This is a genomic window from Kitasatospora sp. NPDC056273 (assembly GCF_042268845.1).
Lineage (GTDB): Bacteria > Actinomycetota > Actinomycetes > Streptomycetales > Streptomycetaceae > Kitasatospora.
The window spans coordinates 17765-43772 of record NZ_JBHJSJ010000067.1 but is presented as its reverse complement, the minus strand read 5'-3'; the positions used below and the strand labels follow the sequence as shown (position 1 = coordinate 43772).

Here is a 26008-nt window from a genome sequence, read left to right as displayed (position 1 = left end):
GCTCCTCGGCGAGGAGCCGCCGGGCGCCGGCGGGCCGCGGACGCTGTTCGTGAAGGACACCCCGGGGCTGAGGTCCACCATCGCTCGCGGCCCTGCCGCCCCGTCCGTCCGGTCCGTCGCAAGGTCACGGACGCTGCTCAACGTCCGGAGCAGGTGGCGTGGTTCGGCCGTCACGGTGCGACCGGACGGCTCCGGGTGACAGCTGAGATGAATGACTCGGGCATTGCCGTTCACACCACTTGACGGGCCGCCGCAAGCCGAGCAGACTCGCATCGCGGCACCAGCTGACATGAATCCTTGAAAGACAGCCATTCACACCAGCTGCCATTGCCTGCCCGTTCCCGGCAGCGTCCGCCTGCCCGCCTCCGGATCGCCCGTCCTCCGCGCCCCAGGAGTCCAGCATGCCCTCGAACACCCCGCCCGATGCCGCGGCCGCCGCCCCGCCCTGGTCGCGCGTCAACCGCTCACCCCTGACCGGGAGTTGGTGGGCCCGCGGCCTGTGGCTGGCCGAACGCCTGAGCGGCGAGGGCGACCCGCCCGCCCCGGTCGCCGACAACCCGGCGGAGGGCAGCCTCGGCTGGCGCGCCGACCGCCGACTGGCCCGCTGGCGCTCGGCGTTCACCGACCACGCGCCGGACACCGCCGAAGCCCAGGCCCGCGCGCTCGGCATCGACCCGCCCCTGCTGCGCCGACTGCTCGCCGAACACCCCGACAGCCTGGCCGCGCGCACCGTCAAACCGGCCTGGGCCCGGTTCGTCGAGGACGTCGTCGCCCGCGCACCACGGCTGCCCCCGGCGCCCGACGGGGAGGACACCACGGAACACGACGAGGGGCACGACGGAACGCACCGGCACGGCTTCGCCGACTTCGCCGCCGTCGTCGAACCCTTCCTCGCCGAGGCCCTCCACCTGCTGGAGGCACCCGCCCGCACCGCGGACGCCACCGAGCCCTCCGCCGCCGTCCTCGCGGCCGTCCGGCGCTCGCTCACCGCCGGCCTGCGGGACCAGCTGGTGTCCGTCCTCGGCCGCACCCTCGTCCTCGAACTCCATGTGGCCCGGCTGTCCGGCCAGTTGAGCGGCGACACCCCGCAGGAGCGCTTCCACGCCTTCATCGCCTGGCAGCGGGAGCCCGAGCGGCTGGCCGCGCTGCTGGACGAGTACGCCGTCCTGGCCCGGCTGCTGGCGTGCGCCACCCGGAACGCCGTCCACGCGCACCGGGAGTTCCTCGACCGCTTCACCGCCGACCGGCCCGCACTGGTCGAGCGGCTCTTCGCCGGGCGCGACCCCGGCGAGCTGACCGAGGTGCGCACGGGCCGCGGCGACGGCCACGAGGCGGGCCGCTCGGTCGCCCTGCTGACCTTCTCCTCCGGCGCCCAGCTGGTGTACAAGCCCCGGCCGCTGGCCGTCCACGAGCACTTCAACGCCCTGGTCGACTGGTACGACACCGTCCTGCCGGGCCCCGGCCCGGGCACCGTGGCGGTGTGGGACCGGGGCGGGTACGGCTGGATCGAGTACGTGGAACCGGCGCCGTGCGCCGACCACGCGGCCGCCGAGCGGTTCTACCACCGCCTCGGGGCGCTGCTGGCCCTGCTCTACGCGACCGCCGCCACCGACTTCCACTTCGAGAACGTGATCGCCGTCGGGGAGCACCCGGTCGCCGTCGACCTGGAGTCCCTGTTCCACGTCGGCGTGCCCCACCTGACCGGCAGCCCGCTGATCGACGACGACCCGGCGCAGCACCTGCTCGCCCACTCGGTGCAGCGGGTGGGCCTGCTGCCCTCGGTACTGGTCGGCGACGGCGGCGCGGTGCTGGACGTCGGCGGGATGGGCGCCGACAAGGGCGCCGTGATGCCCTTCAAGTCGCCCACCTGGGAGGGCGACGGCACCGACGAGATGCGCCTGACCCGGGTGCAGCGCGCCTTCGAGGGCAGCGCGAACCGGCCGCGACTGGACGGCCGGGACGTCGACCCGGCCGACCACCTGGCGTCCCTGCGGGCGGGGTTCGAGGCCGGCTACCGCGCCATCGCCGCCCACCGCGAGGCGCTGCTCGCACCGGACGGCCCGCTGGAGCGCTTCCGCGAGGACACCTGCCGCACCATCGTCCGCGCCACCCGGGTCTACGCCCACCTGCTGGGCGAGAGCACCCACCCGGACGTCACCCGTGACGCGCTCGACCGCGACCGGGTGCTCGGGCTGATCTTCGCCCAGTCCGCCGGGAACCCCGACCAGCGGCCGCTGCTGCGGCTCGAAGCCGAGGACCTCTGGAGCGGCGACGTCCCGCTGTTCCGCTCCGTCGTCGGCTCCCGCGACCTGCGCACCCACCGCGGCCGGTCGCTGCCGCGGGCACTGCCCGAGTCGGGGCTCGACCGGGCCCGGCGGATCGTCGCCGCCATGGACGAGCACGACCTGGCCACCCAGGACTGGATCATCCGGGCCGCCTTCGCCGCCCGCGCCACCACCGGGGGAGCCGACGGTGCCGCACCCGCGGGCACCGGCCCGCGCCCGGCCGGGCCCGCCACCGGCCCGGACCGCTCCCCCGGCGAACGCGCCCTGCGCCTCGCCCGGTCCGTCGCCGACCGGCTGCTGGCCGACGCGCGCCGCGACGGCGGGCGGGCCGGCTGGCTCGGCCTCGACCTGAGCCGGGACCAGTGGCGGGTCACCGCCCTGCGGGACGACCTGTACGGCGGCTACCCCGGGACGGCGCTGTTCTTCGCCCAGCTCGCCGCCGTCACCGGGGAGGAGCGCTACGCGCGGTGGGCGCGGCGGATCCTGGCACCGTTCCCGGAGCACCTGGCCCACGTGCTGCGCCACACGCCGAACCGCTCCTGGGGGGCGTTCGGCGGCCTCGCGGGCACCGCGTACGCGCTCGACTGCGCCGCCGTGCTGCTCGACGACCCCGCCCTGGCGGAGCCCGTACCGGGCCTGTTCATCGCGGCGGCCGGCGCCCTGGACGACGACCGGCAGCTCGACCTGATCGGCGGGGCGGCCGGCTGCCTCGCCGTGGCCGAGGCCCTGGCGCACCGGTACGGCGCCGCCGCGCACGACTGCGCCCGGCGCTGCGCGCGGCTGCTGGTGGAGAAGGCCGAGGCGCACCCCGGCGGCACCGTCGCCTGGCGCACCGCGATGCCCGCCGCACGGCCGCTGCTCGGCATGTCCCACGGCGCCGGCGGGATCGGCTGGGCGCTGCTGCGGCACGCCGCCCGCACCGGGGACGCGGCCGCGCTGCGCACCGGCCGGGCCGCGCTCGCCTACGAGGAGGCCGGCTACGACCCCGAGGTCGACAACTGGCCGGACTACCGGGAGCAGGCCCCCCGGCCCTGGCGGGCCACGCCTCCCCCGGGCACCTTCGCGGCCGTGCACGCCTGGTGCCACGGCGCCCCCGGCATCGGACTGCTCCGGGCCGACCTGCCCGCCGGGACCCGCACCCCGTCGAGCGACCGGGCGCTGCTGCGCGCCGTGCGGTCCACCGCCGACGCCGGCCCGATCGGCGACGACAGCCTCTGCCACGGCACCCTGGGCAACCTGGAGCTGTTCACCGCGGCGGCCCGCGCCGGGGTCGCCCGGGCCCGGGACGACCACTCCCGGACCCGCGACGCCCTGCTGGCCGCGATCGAGGAGCGCGGACCGGTCTGCGGCACCCCGGGCGGCATCGTCACGCCCGGCCTGATGACCGGCCTGGCCGGCATCGGCCACGGACTGCTGCGGATCGCCGCGCCCGAGCGCGTCGCCCCCGTGCTGCTGCTCGCCCCGCAGGAGGCCCCGTGAGCGCCGCGACCGACCCCGCCCGGCCAGCCGCCCCCGCCCGGGAGCGCTCCCGGCGGCGCGCCCACCGGGTGCCCCAGCGGCTGCAGTTCACCCGGACCGAGTGCGCCGCCGCCTGCCTGGCCATGGTGCTCAGCCACTACGGACGGGACTCCACGGTGGCCGACTGCCGCCCGCTGCTCGGCGCGGGACGCGACGGCGCCTCGGCGGCCGTGCTCGTCGACGCGGCGCGGCAGGCCGGGCTGACCGTCCGCGTCGACCGCGGCCCCGCCGCACTGGAGCAGCCGCTGCGCGGCCCGGTCATCGCCTACCTGCGGACCCACCACTTCGTCGTCCTGGAGCGGGTCGACCGCCGGTCGGTCCGCCTGGTCGACCCGGCCGGCGGGCGCCGCCAGATCTCCCGGCAGGACTTCGACGGCCTGTACGGCGGCGTGACCGTCGCCCTGGAGCCGGGCGAGTCCTTCGAGGAGCGGCACACCCCGCTGCGCGACCGCCCGATGGTCCGCTACCTGCGGCGCTTCCTGGCCGCCCCGGGCGGCCGCTCCCTGCTCGCCCTGACCGCCCTGGTCACCGGGCTGCTGCAACTGCTGGGCCTGGCCGTCCCGTTGCTCACCCGCACCGTGGTGGACTCGCTCCTCCCGCAGCACCGCACCGACCTGCCCGTCCTGCTGGCCCTGTCCGCCGTCGGCATCGCCCTGCTCACCGGACTGCTGACCGCCCTGCGCGCACTGGCGCTGCTCGCCCTGCGCCGGCGCGGCGACCTGGTGCTCACCCGCTCCTTCGTCGAACACCTCTTCCGGCTGCCGCTGCGGTTCTTCCTCGAACGGGGCCGCGGCGACCTGCTGATGCGCACCTCCAGCGTCTCCAGCACCCGGGAGACCCTGACCCAGCAGCTGATGACCGTGGCCCTGGACGGCGTCCTGCTGGTCGGCTACCTGGTCGCCGTCGTGCTGCTGCAGCCCCTCTACCTGCTCGCCGTCGCCCCGCTGTTCCTGCTCCAGCTGCTCCTGGTGGCCCACGCCCACCGCCGGCTGCGCAACCTCGCCCAACTGGAGCTGGTCGCCAAGGCGGAGGAGCAGAGCTACCTGGTCGAGGCGCTGGAGGCGATCCTGCCGCTCAAGGCCAACGGCGTGGAGAGCCGCGCCGTGGAGCACTGGCAGGGGCTGTTCACCCGCTACCAGGGCGCGATGCTGCGGCGCGGCCGCGCCACCGCCGGGCTCTCCGGGGCGCAGCGGGCGATGACCTCGCTCGGGCCGCTGCTCATGCTCGGCGTCGGCGCCTGGATGGTCATGACCGGCCGCTCCACCCTGGGCACCATGCTGGCCGCGAACAGCCTGGTGCTGTCCGTCCTGGCACCGCTGGAGACCCTGTCGACCACCGGCCAGCTCTACCTCACCGTCAACGCCCAGGTGGAACGCCTCTTCGACGTCCTGGACGCCCCGGCGGAGACCGGCGGCCGGCTGCGGCTCACCACCCGGAAGGCGACCTCCGTGGACGTCCGCGCGCTGACCTTCCGCTACCAGGCGTCCGGCCCGCCGGCCCTCAGCGGGATCGACCTGTCCGTCCCCGCCGGCGGCAAGCTCGGCATCGTCGGCCGCACCGGGTCCGGCAAGAGCACCCTGGCCCTGCTGCTGCTCGGACTGCTCCCGCCCGACGAGGGGACGGTGCGCCACGACGGCGTGCCGATCGACCGGCTCGACCTCGCCGACCTGCGCGCCCACTGCGGCGCCGTCCTCCAGGAGCTGAGCCTGTTCGGCGGCAGCATCCGGGACAACCTGACCCTCGGGCGGCCCGACGCCGAGGACGCCGAGGTGGTCCGGGCCGCGCGGATCGCCGGGCTGCACGAGGACGTGCTGGCCCTGCCGATGGGGTACGACACGCCCGTCGGCGAGAGCGGCTCGGCGCTCTCGGCCGGCCAGCGCCAACGGGTCGCCCTGGCCCGGGCCCTGGTGCACCGGCCGCGGCTGCTGCTGCTCGACGAGGCGACCAGCCACCTCGACCCGCAGACCGAACGCCATGTCGACGGCGCGCTCGCGGAGCTGGCCGTCACCCGGATCGTCGTCTCCCACCGGCTGAACGCCGTGCGCAACGCCGACCAGATCCTCGTCCTCGAACACGGCCGGATCGTCCAACGCGGCCGCCACGACGAGCTGATCGAGCAGGAGGGGGCGTACCGCCTGCTGTTCGGCGCGGCCGACACCGACGTGCGCCCCGCCGCGAGCCGCTGAAGCCGACGGGCCACCGTTCCGACGGGCCACCGTTCCGACGGGCCGCTCGACGCCCGTCCCCACGAACCCCGGTCGGCCGCCCGGCCGTCCGGTCGAGGAACCACCACCGAGAGGCAGGAACGCCATGAGCGACAACAGCACCGCCCGTGCCTGGAAGGACCCCGAGGACGCGGCCCGCGCCGTCGCCCCCGCCCACCCGTCCGGCGAGGTCGACCTCGGCCTGTTCGTCGGCGGCCTGTCCGACGAGGAGGGCGGCAGCGAGGCCCTCGGCACCGGCGGCTGCTGCCCCACCTGGGCCACCGGAACCCACTGCTGACGGCCCGTACCCCCCGACCCGGAGCGGAAGGAGCCGAACCATGAGCGACGAGGAGACCGTCCGGTCCTGGAAGGACCCCGAGACGGCCCGCACCACGCCCGGCCACCCGCTGGGCGAGCCCGACCTCACCGCCCTCAGCGGCGGCGAGGAGCCGGTGACCGTCTTCGAGATGTGCACCGGCCAGACCGCCTGCGGCACCTGCGGCGGCTTCACCTTCGGCTGCTGCTGAACACCCCCCTGCCGAACGACCCCGAAGGAGTCGAACCATGAGCAACGAGGACATCGTCCGGTCCTGGAAGGACCCCGAGACGGCCCGCACCGCCCCCGGCCACCCGGTCGGCGAGCCCGACCTCACCGCCCTCAGCGGCGGCGAGGAGCAGATCACCGTCTACGACATCTGCACCACCAACCAGACCGGGTGCGGCACCTGCGGCAGCTTCAGCTTCGGCTGCTGCTGAGCGGCCCGGAGGGAGTCGGACCATGAGCGACGAGGAGACCGTCCGGTCCTGGAAGGACCCCGAGACGGCCCGCACCGCCCCCGGCCACCCGCTGGGCGAGCCGGACCTGACCGCCCTCAGCGGCGGTGAGGAGCCCTTCACCAACAACGACGTCTGCAACAGCACCGACCAGAGCTGGTGCGGCACCTGCGGCAGCTTCAGCTACGGCTGCTGCTGACCCGCGAACCACCTCGCACCATTCCGCACCGGGCGTCGGGTCCGGCCCTCCCCCGAGGGCCGGACCCGCGTTCGTCCCCCGGGGACGGCACCGCCCGACGCCGGGGCGACGCCCGAAGCTACGATGGTTACCCGGTGGCCGGCCCCGCGTTCCAGTGCCGCCGGGACCGGCAGTGGCGGCGCAGGAGGCGGAGATGGCGGAACCCGGGGCGAGCACGCTCGCCGAGAAGATCGAGACACTGTTTCGCACGGTCCGGCGCCCCAACCGGGAGCAGTACAGCAACGAGGACGTGGCGCGCGCCTGTCGCGAGGCCACCGGCGAGACCTTCTCGGCCACCTACCTGTGGCAGCTGCGCACCGGCAAGCGCGACAACCCGACCAAGCGCCATCTGGAGGCGCTGGCCGGGTTCTTCCACGTCTCCCCCGCCTACTTCTTCGACGACCGCTCCGAGGAGATCGTCGCCGAACTCGCCCTGCTGGAGGCGCTGCGGGACGCCGGCGTACGGAACATGGCGCTGCGGGCGGTGGAACTCTCGCCCGAAGCCCTGGACACCGTCTCCGATGTGATCGAGACTATCGCTCGCCGGGAGGCTGCCAGGGGGAAGCCCTCCCCGTGAGCACGACGTGGTGCCGCCGAGGGGACACCCGCAACGGCTGACCGGCCACGTCGGCCCCGGCGGACTGGGGAGGCGCGCGTTGCGATGGATCCGACGCCACGGCGGACTGATGCGGCGATGTCGCGCGATCAGCGAATCACTGGACCTGCCCGACCCGTTCGACGCCGCCGAGCTCGTCGCCCGCCTCGCCCGCGCCCGCGGCCGTCCGATCGACCTGATCGCCGTGCCCGCACGGCCCGGGGCACCCTGCGGGCTGCTGGTGACGACCGGCCAGGCCGACTACATCGTGTACGCCGAGGACACCAGCGAGGTGCACCGCCAACACATCCTGGTGCACGAGTACGCCCACCTCCTGCTGGGCCACGCCGACGGCCCCTCGCCCGACCCCGGGCTCACCCGCGGCCTGCTGCCGCACCTGTCCCCGACCCTGGTCGGGAAGGTCCTGGGCCGCACCGTCTACCTCGAACCCCAGGAGCGGGAGGCCGAGTTGCTCGCCTCGCTGATCCTCAAACGCGCCCTGCTGCCCGGCGGCCGGGCGGCCAACGCCCAGTCCCGCGACGCCGAGTGGGCGCAGCGGCTCTCCCCGCTGCTGGGCCGGCGCCGCCCGACGGGCCCGCATGACTGACCCCGTCCTCGCCTGCGCCGCGGTCTTCCTGCTCGGGCTGAGCACGTACCGGTTCTTCGCCGGACGGCACCGCGGCACCACGCCGGCCCTGCGCTACACCTGCTGCTTCGCCTGGTGCTTCGGCGCCTCCCTGGCGCTGATGGCCGGCCGGACGGGGGCGGACATCGACCACGGGACCGGCCTGGCGGGCCTGTCCTGGATGCTCACCGACCACCTCAAGATGGGCTCCGCCGGGTTCCTCGCCCTGGCCGCCGTCTCGCTGCGCCGCCCCGCCGCCGACGCCCGGGCCCTGCGCCGCCGCCAGGCCGGCGTCGCCCTCGCGGTCCTCGTGGCGACGGTCCTGTTCCTGCTCGCCCGGATCACGGAGGTCGACGGCCAGTTGGTGGCCACCGGCGGCGCCGGACCGGCAGCGCTGGCCGGCTACGACCTGGTCAGCGTCGGCTACGTGGTCGGCTGCCTGGTCACGCTGCTGCGCCAGACGCTGTCCTGGACGCGCCAGGCCGACACCGCGGCCCTGCGCACGGCCCTCGTCCTGATCACGCTCACCGCCGCCGTCGGGCTGCTCTGGACGGCGTGGGGGCTGGACGACGTCCTGGGCGCCCTGCGCTCGGGCCGCCAGCAGAGCACCGAGGACCCCGTCTCGCTGGCGCTCGGGCGGCTGTGCGCGGTGCTGCTGCTGGCCGGTGCGACCACCCTGCTGTGGGCGCGCGCCGGTCGCGCCGCCCGGCGCTGGCGGGCCGCGTACCGCAGCTACCGGTCGCTCGGCCCGCTGTGGCGGGCCCTGCACGCGGTCTTCCCGCAGATCGCCCTCGCCGCCGGCCCGCTGCCCTTCGCCGACGCCGAGCTCGCGCTCTACCGCCGGGTCATCGAGATCCGGGACGGGCTGCTGATCCTCCGCCGCTACCGCACCGGCGAGACGCCCCCGGCGGGGCCGGAGCAGCCGCGGGGCGACGGTGCCCGGGCCACCGACGCCGCCGCGCGGGCCGAGGCCGCCCGGATCGCCGCCGCCCTGGTCCGCGCCCGCGCGCGGGCGGACACGCCCGCCGACCCCGCCGAGGCCGCCGACCCGCCGCAGGCCGAGCCGTCCCTGCCGCCCAGCGCCGGCATCGAGGCCGAGACCCGCTGGCTGACCCAGGTCGCCCAGGCCCTGCGGACCATGCCGCCGCTGCCCGTCGCCCGCACGGCCGGCTGACCGGAGCGGGGCCGGCCGCACTGGCCATGATCCCGTCAAGGAACCGACAGGGCCCCGTCAAGATCGCGGCGGCGGGCCCGCGGGGCTGCGCGTCGGCGTCGCGGACCCGATAGGGTGGACCGCTTCCCCGTCCGCGTCCCGTCCCGTCCCAGGAGCACAGCGCCGTGTCCGACAGCTTCGCGCACCTGCACGTCCACACCGAGTACTCGATGCTGGACGGCGCCGCCAAGAACGGCAAGCTGTTCGCCGAGGCGGAGAGACAGGGCATGCCCGCCATCGCGATGAGCGACCACGGCAACATGTTCGGCGCGTACGAGTTCTTCCACGCGGCCGCCAAGACCGGGGTGAAGCCGATCATCGGCATCGAGGCGTACGTCGCGCCGGCCTCGCGCTTCCTGAAGAAGCAGGTGTTCTGGTCCCCCGGCGGCCAGCGCCCGACCGGCTCCGACGGCGAGGGCGGCAAGGACGTCTCCGGCGGCGGCCGCTACACCCACATGACCATGTGGGCGCAGAACGCCACCGGCCTGCGGAACCTCTTCAAGCTCTCCTCGCTCGCGTCGATGGAGGGCTACTACATGAAGCCCCGCATGGACCGCGAGCTGATCGCCGCCAACGCGACCGGCATCATCGCCACCACCGGCTGCCCCTCCGGCGAGGTCCAGACCCGGCTGCGCCTCGGCCAGTACGAGGAGGCCGTCAAGGCGGCCGGCGCCTACCAGGACATCTTCGGCAAGGAGAACTACTTCCTGGAGCTGATGGACCACGGGCTCTCCATCGAGCAGGACGTCCGCGAGGACCTGCTGCGCCTGGCCAAGCAGCTGAACATCCCGCTGCTGGCCACCAACGACTCGCACTACGTCACCGCCGACCAGGCCGACGCCCACGACAGCCTGCTCTGCGTCGGCGTGGGCAAGAACAAGGACGACCCGAACCGCTTCAAGTTCAACGGCAGCGGCTACTACGTCAAGACCGCCGAGGAGATGCGCGAGCTCTTCCGCGAGCTGCCGGAGGCCTGCGACAACACCCTGGCGATCGCCGAGCGGGTGGAGTCGTACGAGGAGGTCTTCACCTACGTCGACCGGATGCCGCAGTTCGACGTCCCCGAGGGCGAGACCCAGGCCTCCTTCCTGCGCCAGAAGATCGCCGCCGGCCTCCAGCACCGCTACGGCGACAACCCCAGCCAGGAGGTGCTGGACCGGGTCGAGCTGGAGATGGGCGTGATCACCCCGATGGGGTTCGACGCCTACTTCCTCGTGGTCGCCGACATCTGCCAGTACGGCCGGGACAACGGCATCCCGGTCGGCCCGGGCCGTGGTTCGGCGGCCGGCTCGATGGTCGCCTACCTGACCGGCATCACCCAGCTGGACCCGCTGGAGCACGACCTGCTGTTCGAGCGGTTCCTCAACCCCGAGCGCATCAACCCCCCGGACGTCGACATCGACTTCGACGACCGCCAGCGCGACCAGATGGTCCGCTATGTCACCGACAAGTACGGCTCCGCCTACACCGCCCAGGTCAACACCTTCGGCACGATCAAGGCCAAGGCCGCCGTCAAGGACGCCAACCGCATCCTGGGCTACCCCTTCGCCATGGGCGACCGGATCACCAAGGCGATGCCGCCGGACGTCATGGGCAAGGGCGTGCCGCTGGCCGACCTGTTCAACGACAAGCACCCGCGGTACAACGAGGGCACCGAGATCCGGGCGCTCTACGACAACGAGCCCGACGTCAAGAAGATCATCGACACCGGGCGGGGCATCGAGGGCCTGATCCGCGGCACCGGCGTGCACGCCGCCGCCGTCATCCTCTCCTCCACCCCGCTGCTCGAACTGATCCCGCTGCACATGCGGGACAAGGACGGCGTGATCATCACCGGCTTCGACTACCCGTCGTGCGAAGCCATGGGCCTGATCAAGATGGACTTCCTGGGTCTGCGGAACCTGGGCATCATCGACCACTGCATCAAGATCGTGAAGGCCAACCGGGGCGTCGACGTCGACATCGAGAAGATCCCGATCGACGACCCCACCACCTACCAGCTGCTGGCCCGAGGCGACACCCTCGGCGTGTTCCAGCTCGACGGCGGCCCCATGCGCGCCCTGCTCAAGCTGATGAAGCCCACCGAGTTCGCCGACATCTCCGCCGTCTCCGCGCTGTACCGGCCCGGCCCGATGGGCATGAACTCGCACACCAACTACGCCCTGCGCAAGAACGCCCAGCAGGAGATCATCCCGATCCACCCCGAGCTGGAGGAACCGCTCAAGGACGTCCTCGGCCCCACCTACGGCCTGATCGTCTACCAGGAGCAGGTGCAGCGAGCCGCCCAGGTGCTGGCCGGCTACTCGCTCGGACAGGCAGACCTGCTCCGCCGCGCGATGGGCAAGAAGAAGAAGGAGGTCCTGGAGAAGGAGTTCGTCCCCTTCCACGCCGGCTGCAAGGAGCGCGGCTACTCCGACGAGGCCATCCAGGCGGTCTGGGACGTCCTGGTCCCGTTCGCCGGCTACGCGTTCAACAAATCGCACTCCGCCGCGTACGGCCTGGTCTCCTACCAGACCGCCTACCTCAAGGCCAACTACCCCGCCGAGTACATGGCCGCCCTGCTCACCTCCGTCGCCGACGACAAGGACAAGATGGCGATCTACCTGGCCGAGTGCCGGCAGATGGGCATCAAGATCCTCTCCCCCGACGTCAACGAGTCGGTGGTCGACTTCACCGCCGTCGGCAGCGACGTCCGGTTCGGCCTCAAGGCGGTGCGCAACGTCGGCGTGCCGGTCATCGAGTCCCTGGTCGGCACCCGCGAGGAGAAGGGCAAGTACACCTCCTTCGCCGACTTCCTGGACAAGGTCGAACTGGTGGTGTGCAACAAGCGCACCGTCGACTCCCTGGTCAAGGCGGGCGCCTTCGACTCGCTCGGCCACACCCGGCTCTCGCTCAGCAGCGTGCACGAGAACGCGATCGACGCCGTCACCGGGCTGAAGAAGCAGCAGGCCATCGGACAGGACGACCTGTTCGGCGCCCTCGACGCCGGCGAGGGCGGCGGGCCCGGCATCGGACTCGACTTCCAGCTCACCGAGAACGAGTGGCCCCGGCGCCAACTCCTCGCCCTGGAACGCGAGATGCTCGGCCTCTACGTCTCCAGCCACCCGCTGGACGGCGCCGAGCACATCCTCTCGCAGAACCGCGACAGCTCGATCGCCCAGCTCCTCGACTCCGGCCGCTCCGAGGGCGAGGTCCGGCTCTCCGGGCTGATCACCGGCGTCGACCGGCGGATCAACAAGGCCGGCAACGCGTGGGCGATCATCACGCTCGCCGACCGCGACGGCTCGGTCGAGGTGCTGTTCTTCCCGGCGACCTACAACCTCATGGCCGAGCAGATGATCGAGGACAACGTGATCTCGATCCGCGGCCGGCTCAACGAGCGCGACGGGTCACTGAGCGTCTTCGGCCAGGAGATCACCACCCTCGACGTCTCCTCCGCCGAACTCGGCACCAAGCCGCCCGTCCAGATCACCGTCCCGGCCGCCCGGATCAACCCCCAGGTGGTCGCCGAGCTCAAGCTCGCCCTCCAGAACCACCCCGGCGACGTCCCGGTCCGGCTGCGCACCACCAACTGGGACAAGGACACCCTCTACGAGCTCGGGTTCCGGGTGAACCCGGACAACGGGCTCGCCTCGGACGTCAAGACCCTCCTCGGCAACCGCTCCTGGGCGGGGGCGGTCGTCCGCTCCTGACCGGCGCCGGTCGGCCCGGTCCGCTCCGTTCCTCGGAGCGGGCCGGGCCGGTCGGCTGTCCGGCCCCTGCCGGGGACCGGGTTCGGTGGTGCCATGGAGGTGGGCGGACGGCCGGGCCGACTCGCCGGCCTCCCGCCCGCCCCGCCCCAGCCGCTCCCACCCCGCCCGCTCCACGCCCGAGGAGTACGCCGATGCCCGACCACACCCGCACCCACCTGCTCGCGGCCATCGAACTCGCGGCCTCCGCCCGCGCCCACGGCAACCACCCCTTCGGCGCACTGCTGACCGACGCGTCCGGCGGCGTCCTGCTCACGGCCGAGAACACCGTACTGACCGACCACGACGTCACCGCCCACGCGGAGACCAACCTGGTCCGGGCGGCCTGCCGCGCCCTCGCCCCGCACCAGCTCACCGAGACCGTCCTGTACACCAGCACCGAGCCGTGCGCGATGTGCGCCGGCGCGATCTACTGGAGCGGCATCCGGCGGGTGGTCTACGCGCTCGCCGCCACCGAACTGAACGCCATCGCGGGAGCGGACCCGGACGAACCGGTGCTCGACCTGCCCTGCCGCCTGGTCTTCGCGGCCGGCGGCAACACCGTCGAGGCCTCCGGCCCGCACCTGTTCGACGAGGCCTCCGCCGTCCACACGGGGTACTGGGGCTGACCGGCCACGCCGTGCGCGGCCTGGCGGGGCGGGGCATGGGACACCGTGGGTACATACGGAGCGTGACGCCGGGCGGTCCGCGTGCCCGGCGGACCGGCAGGAGGCCGCGATGACCACGAGGGAACCCCTACCGACGGAGACCGGAGCCTGGGTGGTGGACCGCCCCGGGCCGGTCGGCGGGCCGGGACCGGGCCCGCTGGTCTGGGAGCGCCGACCGCTCGACCCGCCCGGGCCGCAGGAGATCCTGGTCGAGGTGGAGGCCTGCGGGGTGTGCCGCACCGACCTCCACCTCGCGGAGGGGGACCTCTCCCCCAGGATGGCGAGGCGCACACCCGGGCACGAGGTGGTCGGGCACGTGCTGGCGGCCGGGTCCGAGGTCGGGGAGTTCACCGTCGGGGACCGAGCCGGGGTGGCCTGGCTGGCCCGCACCTGCGGCAGCTGCGGGTACTGCCGCAGCGGGCGCGAGAACCTCTGCCCCGACTCCCGGTACACCGGCTGGGACCGGCACGGCGGCTACGCCGGGCACGTCACCGCGGACGCCCGCTACGCCTACCGGCTGCCCGAGGGCCCGCCCGCCGAGGAACTCGCCCCGCTGCTGTGCGCCGGGATCATCGGCTACCGGGCCCTGGAACGGGCCGAACTGCCGACGGGCGGGCTGCTCGGCATCTACGGCTTCGGCGCGTCCGCGCACCTGACCGCCCAGATCGCCCTCGCCCGGGGTGCCCGGGTGGCCGTGTTCACCCGCTCCGAGGCGGCCCGACGGCTCGCACTGGAACTCGGCGCCGCCTTCGCCGGCGACTCCTACGATCCGCCCCCGCAACCGCTGGACGCGGCCGTCCTCTTCGCCCCGGTCGGCGGCCTCGTGCCCGCCGCCCTCACCGCGCTGGACCGCGGCGGCACGCTCGCCGTGGCCGGCATCCACCTCACCGACATCCCGTCGCTGGACTACCAGCGGCACCTCTTCCAGGAGCGCACGCTGCGCAGCGTCACCGCCAACACCCGGGCCGACGGCCTGGCCTTCCTGGCAGAGGCGGCCCGCGCCCGCCCGGTGGTCCACGTCAGCCGCTACCCCCTGCGCCGGGCGGACGCGGCGCTCGCCGACCTCGCCGCGGACCGGGTGACGGGCGTCGCGGTGCTCGTACCCGAGTAGCGCGCCACCCGGAGCGGCACGGCGGTGACCCGCCCCTTCGGAGTGACAGGAGGGGCCGTTTGACTGCGCTCGGTGGCCGACCGGTTGCATCATGTGCGCATGGTGAACTTCCCTGACGATGTCCCCGGTTACCTCTCCATCAGGATGGCCGCCCCCACCGAGCCCGTGGCGGGGATGGCGGACGTCGAGGCGTGGACGGCCCGCGACAGCTATCCGCAGATCCTGTCGGCCGGGAGCAGGGCCTTCGGCGTCGCCCGTGAACTGCCCACGGGCGGCTGGGCCCTGCGCACCTCGATGGCCGAGGTCTACCCGCAGTCGGCCCGCGACGACCTGGGCATGGTCTGCCGCGAGCAGGCCGGCCGGGCGGAGCAGGCCGGCGACACCGCGGCGCAGCAGCGGTACCTGGCCGCGGCCGGGCGGCTGGAGTGGGAGAAGCTCGACGAGGTCGAACTGGACGTCCGCTACCGCGTGGTGCGGGCCGAGCGGTACATCCGCAGCGGTCCGGACGGCCCGGAGCCGCCGCGCTCCACCGACCCCGACGACCACCGCAAGCGCCCGCTCGCCGAGGCCCTGGACCCGGCCGCCGGCTTCGTCATGGACCCCGCCCTGCCGACCGGGCTCTCCACCGGCATCCTCAAGACCGACCTCATCCAACTGGTGCCCACCGCACGCGACTTCCCGCCCGAGGTCCGCCGGGACGCACTGCGCTCCAGCACCACCCACCCGGGTGTGGTGCTGCTGCCGGCCGCCTTCGGCGTCGCGGAACGGGTCGACGGCCGGTGGCGTCCGGTCGGCGTCATGGACGCCCCCACCCCCTTCCGCGCCCGGGACATCCTGTCGATGCGGCTGCGCGTGACCGAGCCGGTCGAGCGCCGGCTGAGCGACCGGCAACGGGCCCGCTACGCCGAGGCGGCGGACCGGCTCGAAGCCGAGCAGGGCTTCGAACTCACCGTCGAGGACCGGCTCCTGCGGATCATCCGGGTGGAACGCGCCGTCCGCTTCGGCCCGGACGGCCCCGAGGGGCCCCGCCCCTCCGACCACGACCCCGAGGACCCGATCCTGGTGATGGACCAGAAGCTGCGAGCGCAGGGCATCGTCCCCGACGAGGACGATGACGAGCCGATCGTCCTCGACGAGTCCGCGCGGGAGTTCCAGCGCCTCTTCGAGGCCGAGATGGCCCGGCGCGGCACCCCGCTCCCGCGCTTCGAGGACGACGGGGCGTAGGGCGGCCCACCCCCGTCGAACACCCCTCCACCACCCTGGTCCGTGACGGGTGACCGGCACCCGTCCCGCTCGTTGCACACCGGGGGGTCATCCCAACCGCTCGGGGTGACCAAGGAGCCGGAGGTGCGCGCAGCATGGGGTTGGCCGAGGGTTCACAGGACGGTTCGCACGAGGATGCGGTGAGCGGGCGGACCCGACGCCAGTTCCTCACCCGCGCCGCCGCGCTGGGCGGGGCGCTGGCCGTCGGTCCCACCGCGGGCGCCGCCGCGCTCCCGCGTGGCGCGGGCGCCGGTGCCCGCGGCGGCTCCGGCTCCGGGCGGACCGTGGCGGTCCTCGGCGGCGGGGTGTCCGGGCTGAGCGCGGCGCACGAACTGGCCGAGCGCGGCTACCGGGTGACGGTGTACGAGTACTACGCCGCGCTCGGCGGCAAGGCCCGGAGCATGGACGTGCCGGGCGGCGCGCGCGGTGGACGCCGAGCGCTGCCGGGCGAGCACGGCTTCCGGTTCTTCCCCGGCTTCTACCGCAACCTGCCGGACACCCTGCGCCGCATCCCCTACCCGGGCAACCCCGGCGGCGTCCACGACAACCTGCGCGACGCCACCCAGGCGCTGCTGGCCTTCGACGCCCCGCGCCCGGGCCTGCTGCTCCCGTTCCGGACCCTCACCCGCCGCCCGCTCGACCTGGGCGACCTCGCCCCGGACGCCCTGCGGCGGACCCTGACCGGCGCGCTGGACGAGGTGCTGCACCTGCCCGCCGACGAGCTGGCCTACTTCGTGGACCGGGTCCTGGTCCATCTGACCAGCTGCGACCTGCGCCGCGAGCAGCAGTGGGAACGGGTGCCGTGGTGGGACTTCATCAGGGCCGGGCGGATGTCCCACGACTACCAGCGCCTCCTCGGGGTCGGCGTGTCCCGGGACCTGGTGGCGACCCGGGCCGAGCAGGCCAGCACCCGTACGGTGGCCCGCACCATCATCGAGGCCTTCCTGCTGAACGGCCTGCTCGGGCGCGGCGTCGACGGACAGCTCGACCGGGTGCTCAACGGCCCCACCAGTGAGGCCTGGATCGACCCGTGGGCGGCCCACCTCTCCGCACTGGGCGTCGAGTTCCGGACCGGCACCGAGGTCCGGGAGGTCCTGTACGACGAGGGCCGGATCACCGGGGTCCTGGTGGCACCGGCCGGCGGCGGCGCCCCGGAGACGGTGCGGGCCGACTACTACCTCAGCGCGCTGCCGGTCGAGCATGCCCGCACCACCTGGGGTCCGCGCCTGCGCGCCGCCGATCCCCAACTGGCGCGCTGCGACGCGATCGGCACCGACTGGATGACGGGCATCCAGTTCTACCTGCGCCGCCCGCTGCGGCTGGTGCACGGCCACGCCATCTGCCTGGACTCCCCGTGGTCGCTCACCACGGTCAACCAGGCGCAGTTCTGGGACCGCGACTTCGCGGCCGCCTACGGCGACGGCACGGTGCGCGACTGCCTCTCGGTCTGCGTCTCGGAGTGGGACCGTCCCGGCATCCTCTACGGCAGGACGGCCAAGGAGTGCACCCGCGAGGAGGTGGCCCGCGAGGTCTGGGCGCAGTGCCGGCGGGCCCTCGACCGGCCGGGCGCCGGTTGGCCGGCGGACGCGGACGTGCACTCGTGGTTCCTCGACCCGGCCGTCACCGGCCTGGGCGGACCGGCCCCGGCCAACCGCGAGCAACTCCTGGTCCACCCCGCCGGCACGCTCTACCACCGGCCCTCCGCCGCCACCGCCGTCGGCAACTTCTTCCTGGCCGGCGACTACGTCCGCACCGACGTCGACCTGGCCACCATGGAGGGCGCCAACGAGTCCGCGCGCCGCGCCGTCAACGCCCTCCTGGACGCCGACGGTTCGCCCGCCGAACGCTGCCGGATCCAGCTGCTCTTCCGTCCCCCGGAGCTGGAGCCCCTCAAGCTGGTCGACGAGGCCCGCTACCGCCTCGGCCTGCCGAACACCTTCGACCTCGGCTGACCCGGCCCGCCCGGACACAAGGGTATGGAGCGGCGGCGATCCAACAGGTCCCGCGCGGGCGTTCCCTACCCAGCGGTGGCCGGCGCCTCCAACTCTTTCCGGCGCTGCTCGTACCGCGAGGGCGCGCCGAGTATCCAGGACCAGGCCTCGTACTCGTCGACGGTCCCGACCCGGGCGGCGCCGTCGACGCAGCGCGGATCGTCCCGTTCGGCGAGTCCGAAGACGGCCCAGATGCGGGTCACCTGGTCCTCGTCGTCGAGCAGTTCGGCGAGGACCTCGCCGACCGCGCTCGCCGGTTCCCCGCTCTCCGCGAGCTGATGGGCGACAAGTCGGCGAACAGCGGCGTCGTTGTCCCGAGCCAGTACTCGCATGGCATCCAGCCCCTCGGACGCGTAGGTCCACCGCCCCGAACGGTCCGGGACCGTGTGCTCCAGGGTCGCGGGCACTCGGGCGCGCACCTTCGAGGCGGGGTGCGCGAGAAAGGACAGGCCGAGGGGCTCGATCCTCGGGTCCTCGTGGTGGCTCAGGCCGACCAAGACCTCGGCCAGGACGTCCGCGTGGTCCCCCTCCGCCGCCCAGTCGAGGAGGAACTCCAGCGTGCGCTGCTCGAACGGGCTCGGGTCGGCGGACATGGGGTCACCGAGGAAGAGGGATGTCAGGAGCTCCGCACCGAAGCGGCGACGCAGGGGATCGGGGTGGGACCGCAGTGCCACCGCGGCCTCCCACGTCTCGTCGTCCTGCCTCTCGGCAAGCGTGCTGATGATCTCCCCCCAGACGGCGTGCTCCCGGTCGGGGTACGCGAGGGCGCACGCGCGGCCGGCCAACTCGTCGACTCCCAAGCGGAGTCCGAGATGCTTCTCGAGGAGAGTGAGGATTCCTGTGTGGCCGTCGCGGACGGTCGTTTCGCCGAGTCGGATCTCGTGGTAGTCGGTGGACCATTCCCTGTCCCGGACCCGGACCCACTCGACCGGACCCGAGGAGCCGGTCCGTTCCCGCAGCATGCCGACCGCGCCCGTCTCGTGCCACTGCCGGGCACGTGCCAGCAGTTCCGCGCGAGTGTCCTCACCGAGCAGCGCCGCCTCGCCGAGCAGGCCGTGGGCAAGACCGACGGAGCCGCTGTCGACGGCCCGCAGCCGCGGGGTGGTCCCGTCGGGCAACCGACGGTCCACATCCGCGCCGCCCTCCACCAGACAGTCGGCTGCCAACGAGTCGAACGCGGCGATGGCCAGGCAGAGTGCAGGGGTTCCCTGCTCGTCGACGGCATTGGGATCCGCCCCGTCCTCCAGGAGCATCCTGACCGCGTTCTCGTCCCCTCTCCGCACCGCCGCGATGAGTGGATCCTCGCCCATACCCCTAAGCCCCCGTTACTCTCGATCGCCGGCCGTCAGAACAGCAGCAGGCCCGCAGGGGCGTGGTCGGCCAAGAGCTTCCACACGCCCCGGGCCGGAGCCAGGGTGACGGACAGGCCGACGATGTCGCCGCCCCTGGCGGGACAGTCTGTCACGGCCGGTCCTTCACCGGTCCGCCGTGATCGCCGCTCGGGCCTGGTCGGCGCCGATCACTTCGCCGTCGAGGCCGGACTGGTGCAGGTCCCCGCCGGGGGCTTCGATGCGTCCGGCGTCGGCCAGGCCGCCGGCCTTCACCGGGTCGAATCCGGCCGTGCGGATCAGCCGCTCGGCGGCCGCCGCGGCGTGCTCGTCGTCGGTGGCGTAGAGCAGCGCGGCCCGCTGCGGGATGCGGTTCGCGCTCGCGGCGAGCGCCTCGGCGGCGAGGGTGCCGAACGCCTTGACGTAGTGGGCGCCCCCGGGCAGGAGCGCGGCGACGACGGATCCGGCCGACTGCCCGTCGGGCAGGGACCGCACCATCCGGCCCTGGTCGTCGAAGGCGATCGGGTTCGACGGGTCGACCACGACCTTGCCCACGAGCTGCGGCGAAACCTGCGGGATCAGCTCCTTGATGGTGTCGAGCCAGACGGCGAACACGACGGTGTCGGCCTCGGCGACGGCGTCCCGGACGGTGGCGGTGTGCGCGAGCGGTCCGAGCTCGTCCGCCAGCTCCTGGGCCCGCGACGCGCTCTTCCCCGTCAGGACGATGTGCTCTCCTCCGGCGACCAGGTGCCGGGCGACCGCGCCGCCGATGTTGCCCACGCCCACGATTGCGGTGGTCATGTTCCTCAGCCTTCCTCTCCGCGAATGTAGGGGTCAGGTGTTCCTCGGATGCCCCGGAGGTTGTCGGGCAGTAGCCCGAATGCCTGAGACGCCACCCGGTCGAGGGTGGTGGGGTTCCCGGCGAGGAGGCGGGTCCGATGGCTCCTACGCGCGGCCGCCCTGCGGCCAGCCCTGGGCGTCGAACACGGCGGTGGGGTCGAGGTAGTCGCGCCAGTGCGCCACCTTGCGGTCCCTGACGGTCACGACGGAGACGAAGCGGTTGTCGTAGGGCCGCCCGGTGTGGACCGAGGTGCCGTGGACCTCGTACTCCAGGACGACCACCGAGGTCTCGGGGTCGCGGTGGACGCGGAGGTTGTCCGCGCCGTGCAGCGTCACGTAGTCGCCGTAGTCGCTGTACAGGTCGACGATCGCCTGGCGTCCCTCGACGCGCCTGGGGTATCCCGGCACGGTGATCACGAACTCGAAGACCACGTCCTCGGCCAGCAGGTCGTAGTAGTCCTCCCCGTCGACCAGGCCGTCCAGCCCCTCCTTGACGATGCGGAAGAACGGGCTGTTCGCCCCGACCAGGGGGGTGTCGTCGTCGACGGTCCTGCTCACTTCTCCTCCAGGGTCCACGTACCGGGCGTGGCGCTCGGCGAACTCGCGGACGGTCGTGGCCAGCTGGCCGGTGACCTTCTCGGTGTCGCCGGTGGGCGTGGCGCCGTTGCCGGCGATGACGGCGATGGCGGCGATGCCGACGCCGGTGAGCCGGCGCAGCACCAGAGCGTAGTCGGCGGAGATACCGGCGGCGACCGCGCCGTCGACCACGCCTCCTGGTCGGTGTCCTCGTGGCGGACGGGGCGCGGTTGAGGAGCCCGGCCTCCGGTGCTCTGATTCAGGTGTCGCACCCGTCCGGAGAGAGTCACCGTGTCGCCCCACGATCCGATCCCGCCCCAGGAGGCCGCGGACCGGCTGGCCATCCGGGAGCTCGTCGACGCCTACGCGCACTGCGCCGACCGCCGTGACGCCGAGGGGCAGATGGCCCTGTTCACCGAGGACACCCGCTTCCTGGTCTTCATGGACGCCACTGCGGCCGAGCCGACCCAGGAACTGCGCGGCCGCGACGCCCTGGCCCCGGTCTTCGACAACCTGAACACCTACCGGGCCACCACCCACTTCAACGGGCAGAGCACCGTGGTCCTGGACGGCGACCGGGCGAGCGGCGAGAGCTACTGCCTGGCCCACCACGTCTCCTACGGCACGGACGCCGAGCGGTCGATCATGATCGCCTCGATCCGCTACCTGGACCGGTTCGTCAAGCGCGACGGGGAGTGGTTCTTCGCCGAACGACGGCTGATGGTCGACTGGACCGAGACCCGCCCCAGCACCCCCTGAAGCAGGCAGGCCGGGGCGCGGCGGGCCTCGTCCCGTCAGGCGAGGAATCCGCCATCGACGGCGAGGTGGCTGCCGTTGACGTAGGCGGCGTCGTCCGACAGCAGGAACGCGATGGCGGTGGCGATCTCGCGCCCGGTACCGACCCGGCCCATGGGGATGCCGGTCCCGGCGACCCGCCTGGTGTCCTCGGGGTTGGCCCGGGTCATCTCGGTGTCGATGACGCCGGGTTGGAGTTCGTTGACGCGCACTCCCTGGCCGCCGAACTGGATCGCGGCGGTGCGGGTCAGGCCGCGGATGCCGTGCTTGGCGCTGGAGTACTCGGCGGTGGGGCCGCCGCGGTCGGCGAACACGCTGGAGACGTTGACGATCGCGCCGCCGCCCGAGGCGAGGATCGCCGGGATCTCGTACTTGATGCCGTAGAAGAGGCTGTTGAGGTCGATGTCGACGGTGCGCCGCCACTGCTCGGGGGTCATGTCGGGCAGCGGGGTGAAGTCGCCGGAGACCCCGGCGTTGTTGACGGCGTAGTGCAGCGCGCCGAACGCCTCGACCGTACGGGCGACCGCCCGCTCGTTGTCCTCGGGGCGGCTGACGTCGCCGGGGACGGCGAGGGCCCGCCCGCCCGCGGCGGTGATCTCGGCGACCACCTCGGCGAGCCGGTGCTCGCGGCGGCCGACGACGGTGACGGCGGCGCCGCGCCGCGCCAGCAGGATCGCGGTGGCGCGGCCCATGCCCGAGCCGGCGCCGGTGACCAGTGCGGCCTTGCCGTGGAACGGTCGCATGTCCGGGTTCTCCCTTCGGGACCTTGGGACTTCGGGACTTCGCGGCGGGCGTCTCAGCCGTTGGCCGGCAGGTCGACGGGGTAGGCGGCGCCGGTGTCGGCGGACGCGGAGACGGCCTGCCAGGCGGTGGCCTCGGCGAGCTGGCCGCGGGAGTAGTCCAGCGCCATGTCCGCGGCGCCGGCGCCCAGGAGCAGGTGGGTGGGCAGCCGGTCGGCGTGGACGATCCGGACGAGGATCTGCGCCGCGCGGTCGGGGTCGCCCACGGCCGCCCCGCCGCCGCGCAGGAGGTCGGCGAGGGCGCCGACGGTGGCGCGGTAGTCGGCGGGTACGTCGTCGACCTCCATCGAGGCCCCGGCCCAGTCGGTGGCGAACCCGCCGGGCTCGACGACGAGGTAGCGGATGCCCAGCGGCGCGGTCTCGGCCGCCAGGACGCGGGTGAAGCCGTCCACGGCGAACTTCGCCGCCTGGTAGGAGCCGAGCCCCGGGGTGGCGCCGACGCGCCCGCCGACGGAGGAGAACTGGATCACGATGCCGCCGCCCTGTTCCTTCAGCAGCGGGATCGCGGCCTTGGAGACGTGGTAGACGCCCCAGAAGTTGGTGTCGAACTGGCGGCGGAAGTCCTCCTCGTCGGCGGTCTCGACCGGGGCGAGGTTGGCGTACCCGGCGTTGTTGACCACGACGTCGACGGAGCCGAAGGCCGTACGGGCGGCGGCGAAGGCGGCCTGGACCGCGGCCGGGTCGGTGACGTCCAGGGCGACGGGCAGGACGCGGTCGCCGTGGCGGGCGACCAGGTCGTCGAGCTGCTCGGGCTTGCGGGCGGTGGCGACGACCCGGTCACCGGCCGCCAGGGCGGCCGAGGCCAGGGAGCGGCCGAAGCCGCGCGAGGAGCCGGTGATGAACCAGGTGCGGGTGTCGGTGTGGGTGCTCATGGATTTAGTGAAACACCGTTGCGCTAATAACGCAACGCTGGATCGTTATTACCGCAACCACGTTTCGCTAGACTCGACGGCGTGACCGACTCCGACTTCCAGCGCGCCCGCACCCCCGAGGCCAAGCGCGCCCGCGAGGACGCGATCCTCGCCGCCGCCGCCCGCCTGGCCACCGCCAACGGCGTCCGCGAGGTGACCGTGACCGCCATCGCCGACGAGGTCGGCATGCACAAGTCCGCGATGCTGCGCTACTTCGAGACGCGGGAGGACATCTTCCTGCGGCTCGCCGCCGAGGCCTGGCAGGACTGGTCGGCCGAGGTCCGCGACCGCCTCGCCGCCCTCACCCCGTGCGAGACCGCCGCGGGCCCCGAATGGGCCCACGGAGCCCTCGCGATCGCGGGCGTCCTGGCGCAGTCGCTGGTGGCCCGCCCGCTCTTCTGCGACCTGCTCGCGCACACCCCGTTGAACCTGGAGCGCAACGTCTCCCTCGACACGGTCCGCGCGTTCAAGGTCCGCGCCATCGCCGAGGTGGACGCGGTCGGCGCGGCCCTCGGCCCCGTCGCCCCGCTCGGCGCCGACCAGGCCCGCAGCGTCGTCACCACCGCCACCTCGATGGCCGGCGCCCTGTGGCAGATGGCCGCCCCCGGCACCCGCCTGCGCGCCTTCTACGAGACCGACCCCGAGCTCTCCCACTCCGTCGTCGACGTCGAGCCCCGCCTCACCGACATCCTGGCCGCCCTGCTCACCGGCTACGCCGTCGCCGCCACCCGGCACGCGGACGACGGATGGCCCCACGACACGCCCTGACCGCCGCGCCGCTCCACCCCGGCCTCCACCGCGGCCCGGCCTCGCACCGGTGCACGGAGTGACCGGGAAGCAGGTGCCTGTCCGTAATGAACGATTGTGTTCCCTATGCCCCGGGGATACCGTCGGTAGTGGTGAACGAATCCGTCCCCTTCCCGTCGTTCACCCCCGAACCCTTTGGGGGACCGCCATGGCCACCTCGCGCGCCCTGGCCGAGGCTTCGCCCGCGACCGCACGTCGGGGCCAGCACCCGGGGATTGCACTCACCGTCATCGCGGCGACACAGCTGATGGTCGTCCTGGACATCACGATCGTGAACATCGCGCTGCCGCACATCCAGCAGGCGCTGAAGTTCAGCACCACCGACCTGTCCTGGGTCATCAACGCCTACACCCTGACCTTCGGCGGGCTGCTGCTGCTCGGCGGGCGGGCGGGCGACATCCTCGGGCGGCGGCGGGTGTTCGTCGTCGGCGTGCTGGTGTTCAGCCTGGCCTCGCTGCTCGGCGGCGTCGCGCAGTCCTCCGCCTGGCTGCTGGCGGCGCGGGCCCTGCAGGGCGTGGGCGGGGCCATCGCCTCGCCCACGGCGCTGGCGCTGATCGCCACCAACTTCAAGGAGGGCCAGGAACGCAACCGGGCCTTCGGGGTCTACTCCGCCGTCGCCGGGGCCGGTGGCGCGATCGGCCTGCTGCTCGGCGGCATGCTCACCTCCTGGCTGTCCTGGCGCTGGGTGCTCTTCGTCAATGTGCCGATCGGCATCGCGATCGCGCTACTGGCGCCGCTCTACATCAACGAGTCCGAACGCCACCCCGGCCGCTTCGACCTGCCCGGCGCCCTCACCGCCACCGCGGGCATGGTCTCCCTGGTCTACGGCTTCATCCGCGCCTCCGACCACGGCTGGACGGACCCGGTGACGCTCACCGCCTTCGGCCTCGCCGTGGTCCTGGTCGCGGCGTTCGTGGCGAACGAGCGGCGCGCACGCCAGCCGATCATGCCCCTGCGCCTCCTACGGGACCGCAACCGCTCGGGCGCGTACGGACTGCTGCTCTGCGTGGCCGCGACGATGTTCAGCATCTTCTTCTTCATCACCCTGTTCGTCCAGGAGATCCTCGGCTTCAGCCCGCTGCGGGCCGGCTTCGCGTTCCTGCCGATCAGCGTGGCCATCGTCGGCGCCGCCCAGTTCGCCGCCCGCAACCAGCTGCGCTTCGGCCCCAAGCCCTTCCTCGTCGCCGGCTCGCTCCTGGTGCTGGGCGGGGTCGCCTGGGCGACGCAGATCGACATCGACAGCAGCTACGTCGGCGGCATCCTCGGACCGACCATGATGTTCGGCTTCGGCATGGGCTCGATCTTCGTCCCCGCCACCCTCACCGTCGTCTCCCACGTCGCCCCGCACGAGACCGGCGCCGCCACCGGCATGCTCAACACCACCCAGCAGGTCGGCGGCTCGCTCGGCCTGTCGATCCTGGTCACGGTGTACGGCACGGCCAGCCGCGCCGAGGCCCGGCAGCAGGCCGGGGCCTTCCTCCGGCAGGCCACCCCGCAGCAGGCCGCCCAGTTCCGGGCCACCGGCCGGCTCCCGGAGCCCTACTCCTCGCAGGTTCTGGTGCACGGCATCGCCACCGCCTTCCAGCTGGGCCTGGTGTTCGCCGCGCTGGCGGTGGCGATCGCGGTGTTCGTCATCAAGGTCAGCCGGGTGCCGGTGCCGCCGGCCGTCAGCCCTTCGGGGGGAGGTGCTTGACAGGGCGTCAGGGTGACCGGGAGAGTCTTCCCCGTAATGGTTTTC

The 26008-nt window shown here is 73.5% G+C and carries 22 protein-coding genes; 17 read left to right on the top strand and 5 right to left on the bottom strand.

What is annotated here, in order from left to right; genetic code table 11:
- Window positions 1-401 precede the first annotated feature (401 nt).
- The 14 genes from ACFCY1_RS36415 to ACFCY1_RS36350 all read left to right on the top strand — a co-directional run bounded on the left by ACFCY1_RS36415 (window position 402) and on the right by ACFCY1_RS36350 (window position 18174).
- The gene (locus tag ACFCY1_RS36415) at window positions 402-3764 is read left to right on the top strand and encodes a type 2 lanthipeptide synthetase LanM family protein (RefSeq protein ID WP_375877311.1); all 3363 of its coding nucleotides are present in this window, start codon (window positions 402-404) and stop codon (window positions 3762-3764) included.
- Window positions 3761-5989 (top strand): peptidase domain-containing ABC transporter, encoded by a 2229-nt coding sequence (locus ACFCY1_RS36410; protein WP_375877310.1) that lies wholly within the window; start codon window positions 3761-3763, stop codon window positions 5987-5989. The genes ACFCY1_RS36415 and ACFCY1_RS36410 overlap by 4 nt, the downstream gene beginning before the upstream one ends.
- Before the next feature lie 124 nt (window positions 5990-6113).
- Window positions 6114-6305 carry a hypothetical protein gene (locus ACFCY1_RS36405; protein WP_049659012.1) on the top strand — a complete coding sequence of 64 codons (192 nt, stop codon included), beginning with the start codon at window positions 6114-6116 and terminating at the stop codon, window positions 6303-6305.
- A gap of 40 nt (window positions 6306-6345) precedes the next feature.
- The gene (locus ACFCY1_RS36400; RefSeq protein ID WP_074003145.1) at window positions 6346-6534 is read left to right on the top strand and encodes a hypothetical protein; all 189 of its coding nucleotides are present in this window, start codon (window positions 6346-6348) and stop codon (window positions 6532-6534) included.
- Window positions 6535-6571: 37 nt separating this feature from the next.
- A complete protein-coding gene (locus tag ACFCY1_RS36395) occupies window positions 6572-6763 on the top strand; it encodes a hypothetical protein (protein WP_074003146.1) in 192 nt (63 codons plus the stop codon).
- A gap of 22 nt (window positions 6764-6785) precedes the next feature.
- A complete protein-coding gene (locus tag ACFCY1_RS36390) occupies window positions 6786-6980 on the top strand; it encodes a hypothetical protein (RefSeq protein WP_375877309.1) in 195 nt (64 codons plus the stop codon).
- Between the two features lie 193 nt (window positions 6981-7173).
- Entirely contained in the window at window positions 7174-7596 is a 423-nt protein-coding gene (locus ACFCY1_RS36385) for a hypothetical protein (RefSeq protein WP_049659008.1), read from the top strand.
- A 79-nt stretch (window positions 7597-7675) separates the two neighbouring features.
- Window positions 7676-8221 (top strand): hypothetical protein, encoded by a 546-nt coding sequence (locus tag ACFCY1_RS36380; protein ID WP_181970381.1) that lies wholly within the window; start codon window positions 7676-7678, stop codon window positions 8219-8221.
- On the top strand, window positions 8214-9413 hold the full coding sequence (locus ACFCY1_RS36375) for an MAB_1171c family putative transporter (protein ID WP_375877308.1): 1200 nt from the start codon (window positions 8214-8216) through the stop codon (window positions 9411-9413). The genes ACFCY1_RS36380 and ACFCY1_RS36375 overlap by 8 nt, the downstream gene beginning before the upstream one ends.
- Window positions 9414-9577: 164 nt before the next feature.
- A complete protein-coding gene (gene dnaE / locus ACFCY1_RS36370) occupies window positions 9578-13144 on the top strand; it encodes a DNA polymerase III subunit alpha (protein WP_117491196.1) in 3567 nt (1188 codons plus the stop codon).
- Window positions 13145-13335: 191 nt separating this feature from the next.
- Window positions 13336-13809 carry a nucleoside deaminase gene (locus ACFCY1_RS36365; RefSeq protein WP_049650233.1) on the top strand — a complete coding sequence of 158 codons (474 nt, stop codon included), beginning with the start codon at window positions 13336-13338 and terminating at the stop codon, window positions 13807-13809.
- Window positions 13810-13918: 109 nt separating this feature from the next.
- The gene (locus ACFCY1_RS36360) at window positions 13919-14959 is read left to right on the top strand and encodes a zinc-binding alcohol dehydrogenase family protein (RefSeq protein ID WP_375877307.1); all 1041 of its coding nucleotides are present in this window, start codon (window positions 13919-13921) and stop codon (window positions 14957-14959) included.
- A gap of 99 nt (window positions 14960-15058) precedes the next feature.
- Entirely contained in the window at window positions 15059-16183 is a 1125-nt protein-coding gene (locus ACFCY1_RS36355) for a DUF5954 family protein (RefSeq protein WP_049650251.1), read from the top strand.
- A 179-nt stretch (window positions 16184-16362) separates the two neighbouring features.
- The gene (locus tag ACFCY1_RS36350; RefSeq protein ID WP_375877306.1) at window positions 16363-18174 is read left to right on the top strand and encodes an FAD-dependent oxidoreductase; all 1812 of its coding nucleotides are present in this window, start codon (window positions 16363-16365) and stop codon (window positions 18172-18174) included.
- Between the two features lie 65 nt (window positions 18175-18239).
- Here ACFCY1_RS36350 and ACFCY1_RS36345 read toward each other — a convergent pair whose 3' ends face one another.
- The 3 genes from ACFCY1_RS36345 to ACFCY1_RS36335 form a co-directional block, all read right to left on the bottom strand.
- Complete coding sequence (locus tag ACFCY1_RS36345; RefSeq protein WP_375877305.1) at window positions 18240-19523, bottom strand: HEAT repeat domain-containing protein; 1284 nt, start codon at window positions 19521-19523, stop codon at window positions 18240-18242.
- Window positions 19524-19688: 165 nt separating this feature from the next.
- Window positions 19689-20351, bottom strand: a complete 663-nt coding sequence (locus ACFCY1_RS36340) for an NADPH-dependent F420 reductase (RefSeq protein ID WP_375877312.1) — start codon at window positions 20349-20351, stop codon at window positions 19689-19691.
- 135 nt (window positions 20352-20486) lie between these two features.
- Entirely contained in the window at window positions 20487-21149 is a 663-nt protein-coding gene (locus ACFCY1_RS36335; RefSeq protein WP_375877304.1) for a nuclear transport factor 2 family protein, read from the bottom strand.
- A 99-nt stretch (window positions 21150-21248) separates the two neighbouring features.
- On the opposite strand from ACFCY1_RS36335, the gene ACFCY1_RS36330 reads away from it, so the two are divergent.
- Window positions 21249-21716 (top strand): nuclear transport factor 2 family protein, encoded by a 468-nt coding sequence (locus ACFCY1_RS36330; protein WP_074003155.1) that lies wholly within the window; start codon window positions 21249-21251, stop codon window positions 21714-21716.
- A gap of 35 nt (window positions 21717-21751) precedes the next feature.
- Here ACFCY1_RS36330 and ACFCY1_RS36325 read toward each other — a convergent pair whose 3' ends face one another.
- Both ACFCY1_RS36325 and ACFCY1_RS36320 read right to left on the bottom strand, forming a co-directional pair.
- Entirely contained in the window at window positions 21752-22495 is a 744-nt protein-coding gene (locus tag ACFCY1_RS36325; RefSeq protein WP_117485644.1) for an SDR family NAD(P)-dependent oxidoreductase, read from the bottom strand.
- A 53-nt stretch (window positions 22496-22548) separates the two neighbouring features.
- Complete coding sequence (locus ACFCY1_RS36320) at window positions 22549-23424, bottom strand: SDR family NAD(P)-dependent oxidoreductase (RefSeq protein WP_375877303.1); 876 nt, start codon at window positions 23422-23424, stop codon at window positions 22549-22551.
- Between the two features lie 81 nt (window positions 23425-23505).
- On the opposite strand from ACFCY1_RS36320, the gene ACFCY1_RS36315 reads away from it, so the two are divergent.
- Together ACFCY1_RS36315 and ACFCY1_RS36310 are read left to right on the top strand one after the other, a co-directional pair.
- Entirely contained in the window at window positions 23506-24231 is a 726-nt protein-coding gene (locus tag ACFCY1_RS36315) for a TetR family transcriptional regulator (RefSeq protein WP_375877302.1), read from the top strand.
- A 187-nt stretch (window positions 24232-24418) separates the two neighbouring features.
- Window positions 24419-25963 (top strand): MFS transporter, encoded by a 1545-nt coding sequence (locus tag ACFCY1_RS36310; RefSeq protein ID WP_375877301.1) that lies wholly within the window; start codon window positions 24419-24421, stop codon window positions 25961-25963.
- The last annotated feature ends 45 nt before the right edge of the window (window positions 25964-26008 follow it).

Bases quoted from the DNA above. Each gene is read 5' to 3' on its own strand.
- ACFCY1_RS36375 (WP_375877308.1), top strand. From the start codon at position 8,214: ATGACTGACCCCGTCCTCGCCTGCGCCGCGGTCTTCCTGCTCGGGCTG.
- ACFCY1_RS36390 (WP_375877309.1), top strand. From the start codon at position 6,786: ATGAGCGACGAGGAGACCGTCCGGTCCTGGAAGGACCCCGAGACGGCC.
- ACFCY1_RS36325 (WP_117485644.1), bottom strand. From the start codon at position 22,495: ATGCGACCGTTCCACGGCAAGGCCGCACTGGTCACCGGCGCCGGCTCG.
- ACFCY1_RS36360 (WP_375877307.1), top strand. From the start codon at position 13,919: ATGACCACGAGGGAACCCCTACCGACGGAGACCGGAGCCTGGGTGGTG.
- ACFCY1_RS36320 (WP_375877303.1), bottom strand. From the start codon at position 23,424: ATGAGCACCCACACCGACACCCGCACCTGGTTCATCACCGGCTCCTCG.
- ACFCY1_RS36365 (WP_049650233.1), top strand. From the start codon at position 13,336: ATGCCCGACCACACCCGCACCCACCTGCTCGCGGCCATCGAACTCGCG.
- ACFCY1_RS36355 (WP_049650251.1), top strand. From the start codon at position 15,059: ATGGTGAACTTCCCTGACGATGTCCCCGGTTACCTCTCCATCAGGATG.
- ACFCY1_RS36345 (WP_375877305.1), bottom strand. From the start codon at position 19,523: ATGGGCGAGGATCCACTCATCGCGGCGGTGCGGAGAGGGGACGAGAAC.
- ACFCY1_RS36385 (WP_049659008.1), top strand. From the start codon at position 7,174: ATGGCGGAACCCGGGGCGAGCACGCTCGCCGAGAAGATCGAGACACTG.
- ACFCY1_RS36405 (WP_049659012.1), top strand. From the start codon at position 6,114: ATGAGCGACAACAGCACCGCCCGTGCCTGGAAGGACCCCGAGGACGCG.
- ACFCY1_RS36415 (WP_375877311.1), top strand. From the start codon at position 402: ATGCCCTCGAACACCCCGCCCGATGCCGCGGCCGCCGCCCCGCCCTGG.
- ACFCY1_RS36310 (WP_375877301.1), top strand. From the start codon at position 24,419: ATGGCCACCTCGCGCGCCCTGGCCGAGGCTTCGCCCGCGACCGCACGT.
- ACFCY1_RS36395 (WP_074003146.1), top strand. From the start codon at position 6,572: ATGAGCAACGAGGACATCGTCCGGTCCTGGAAGGACCCCGAGACGGCC.
- ACFCY1_RS36400 (WP_074003145.1), top strand. From the start codon at position 6,346: ATGAGCGACGAGGAGACCGTCCGGTCCTGGAAGGACCCCGAGACGGCC.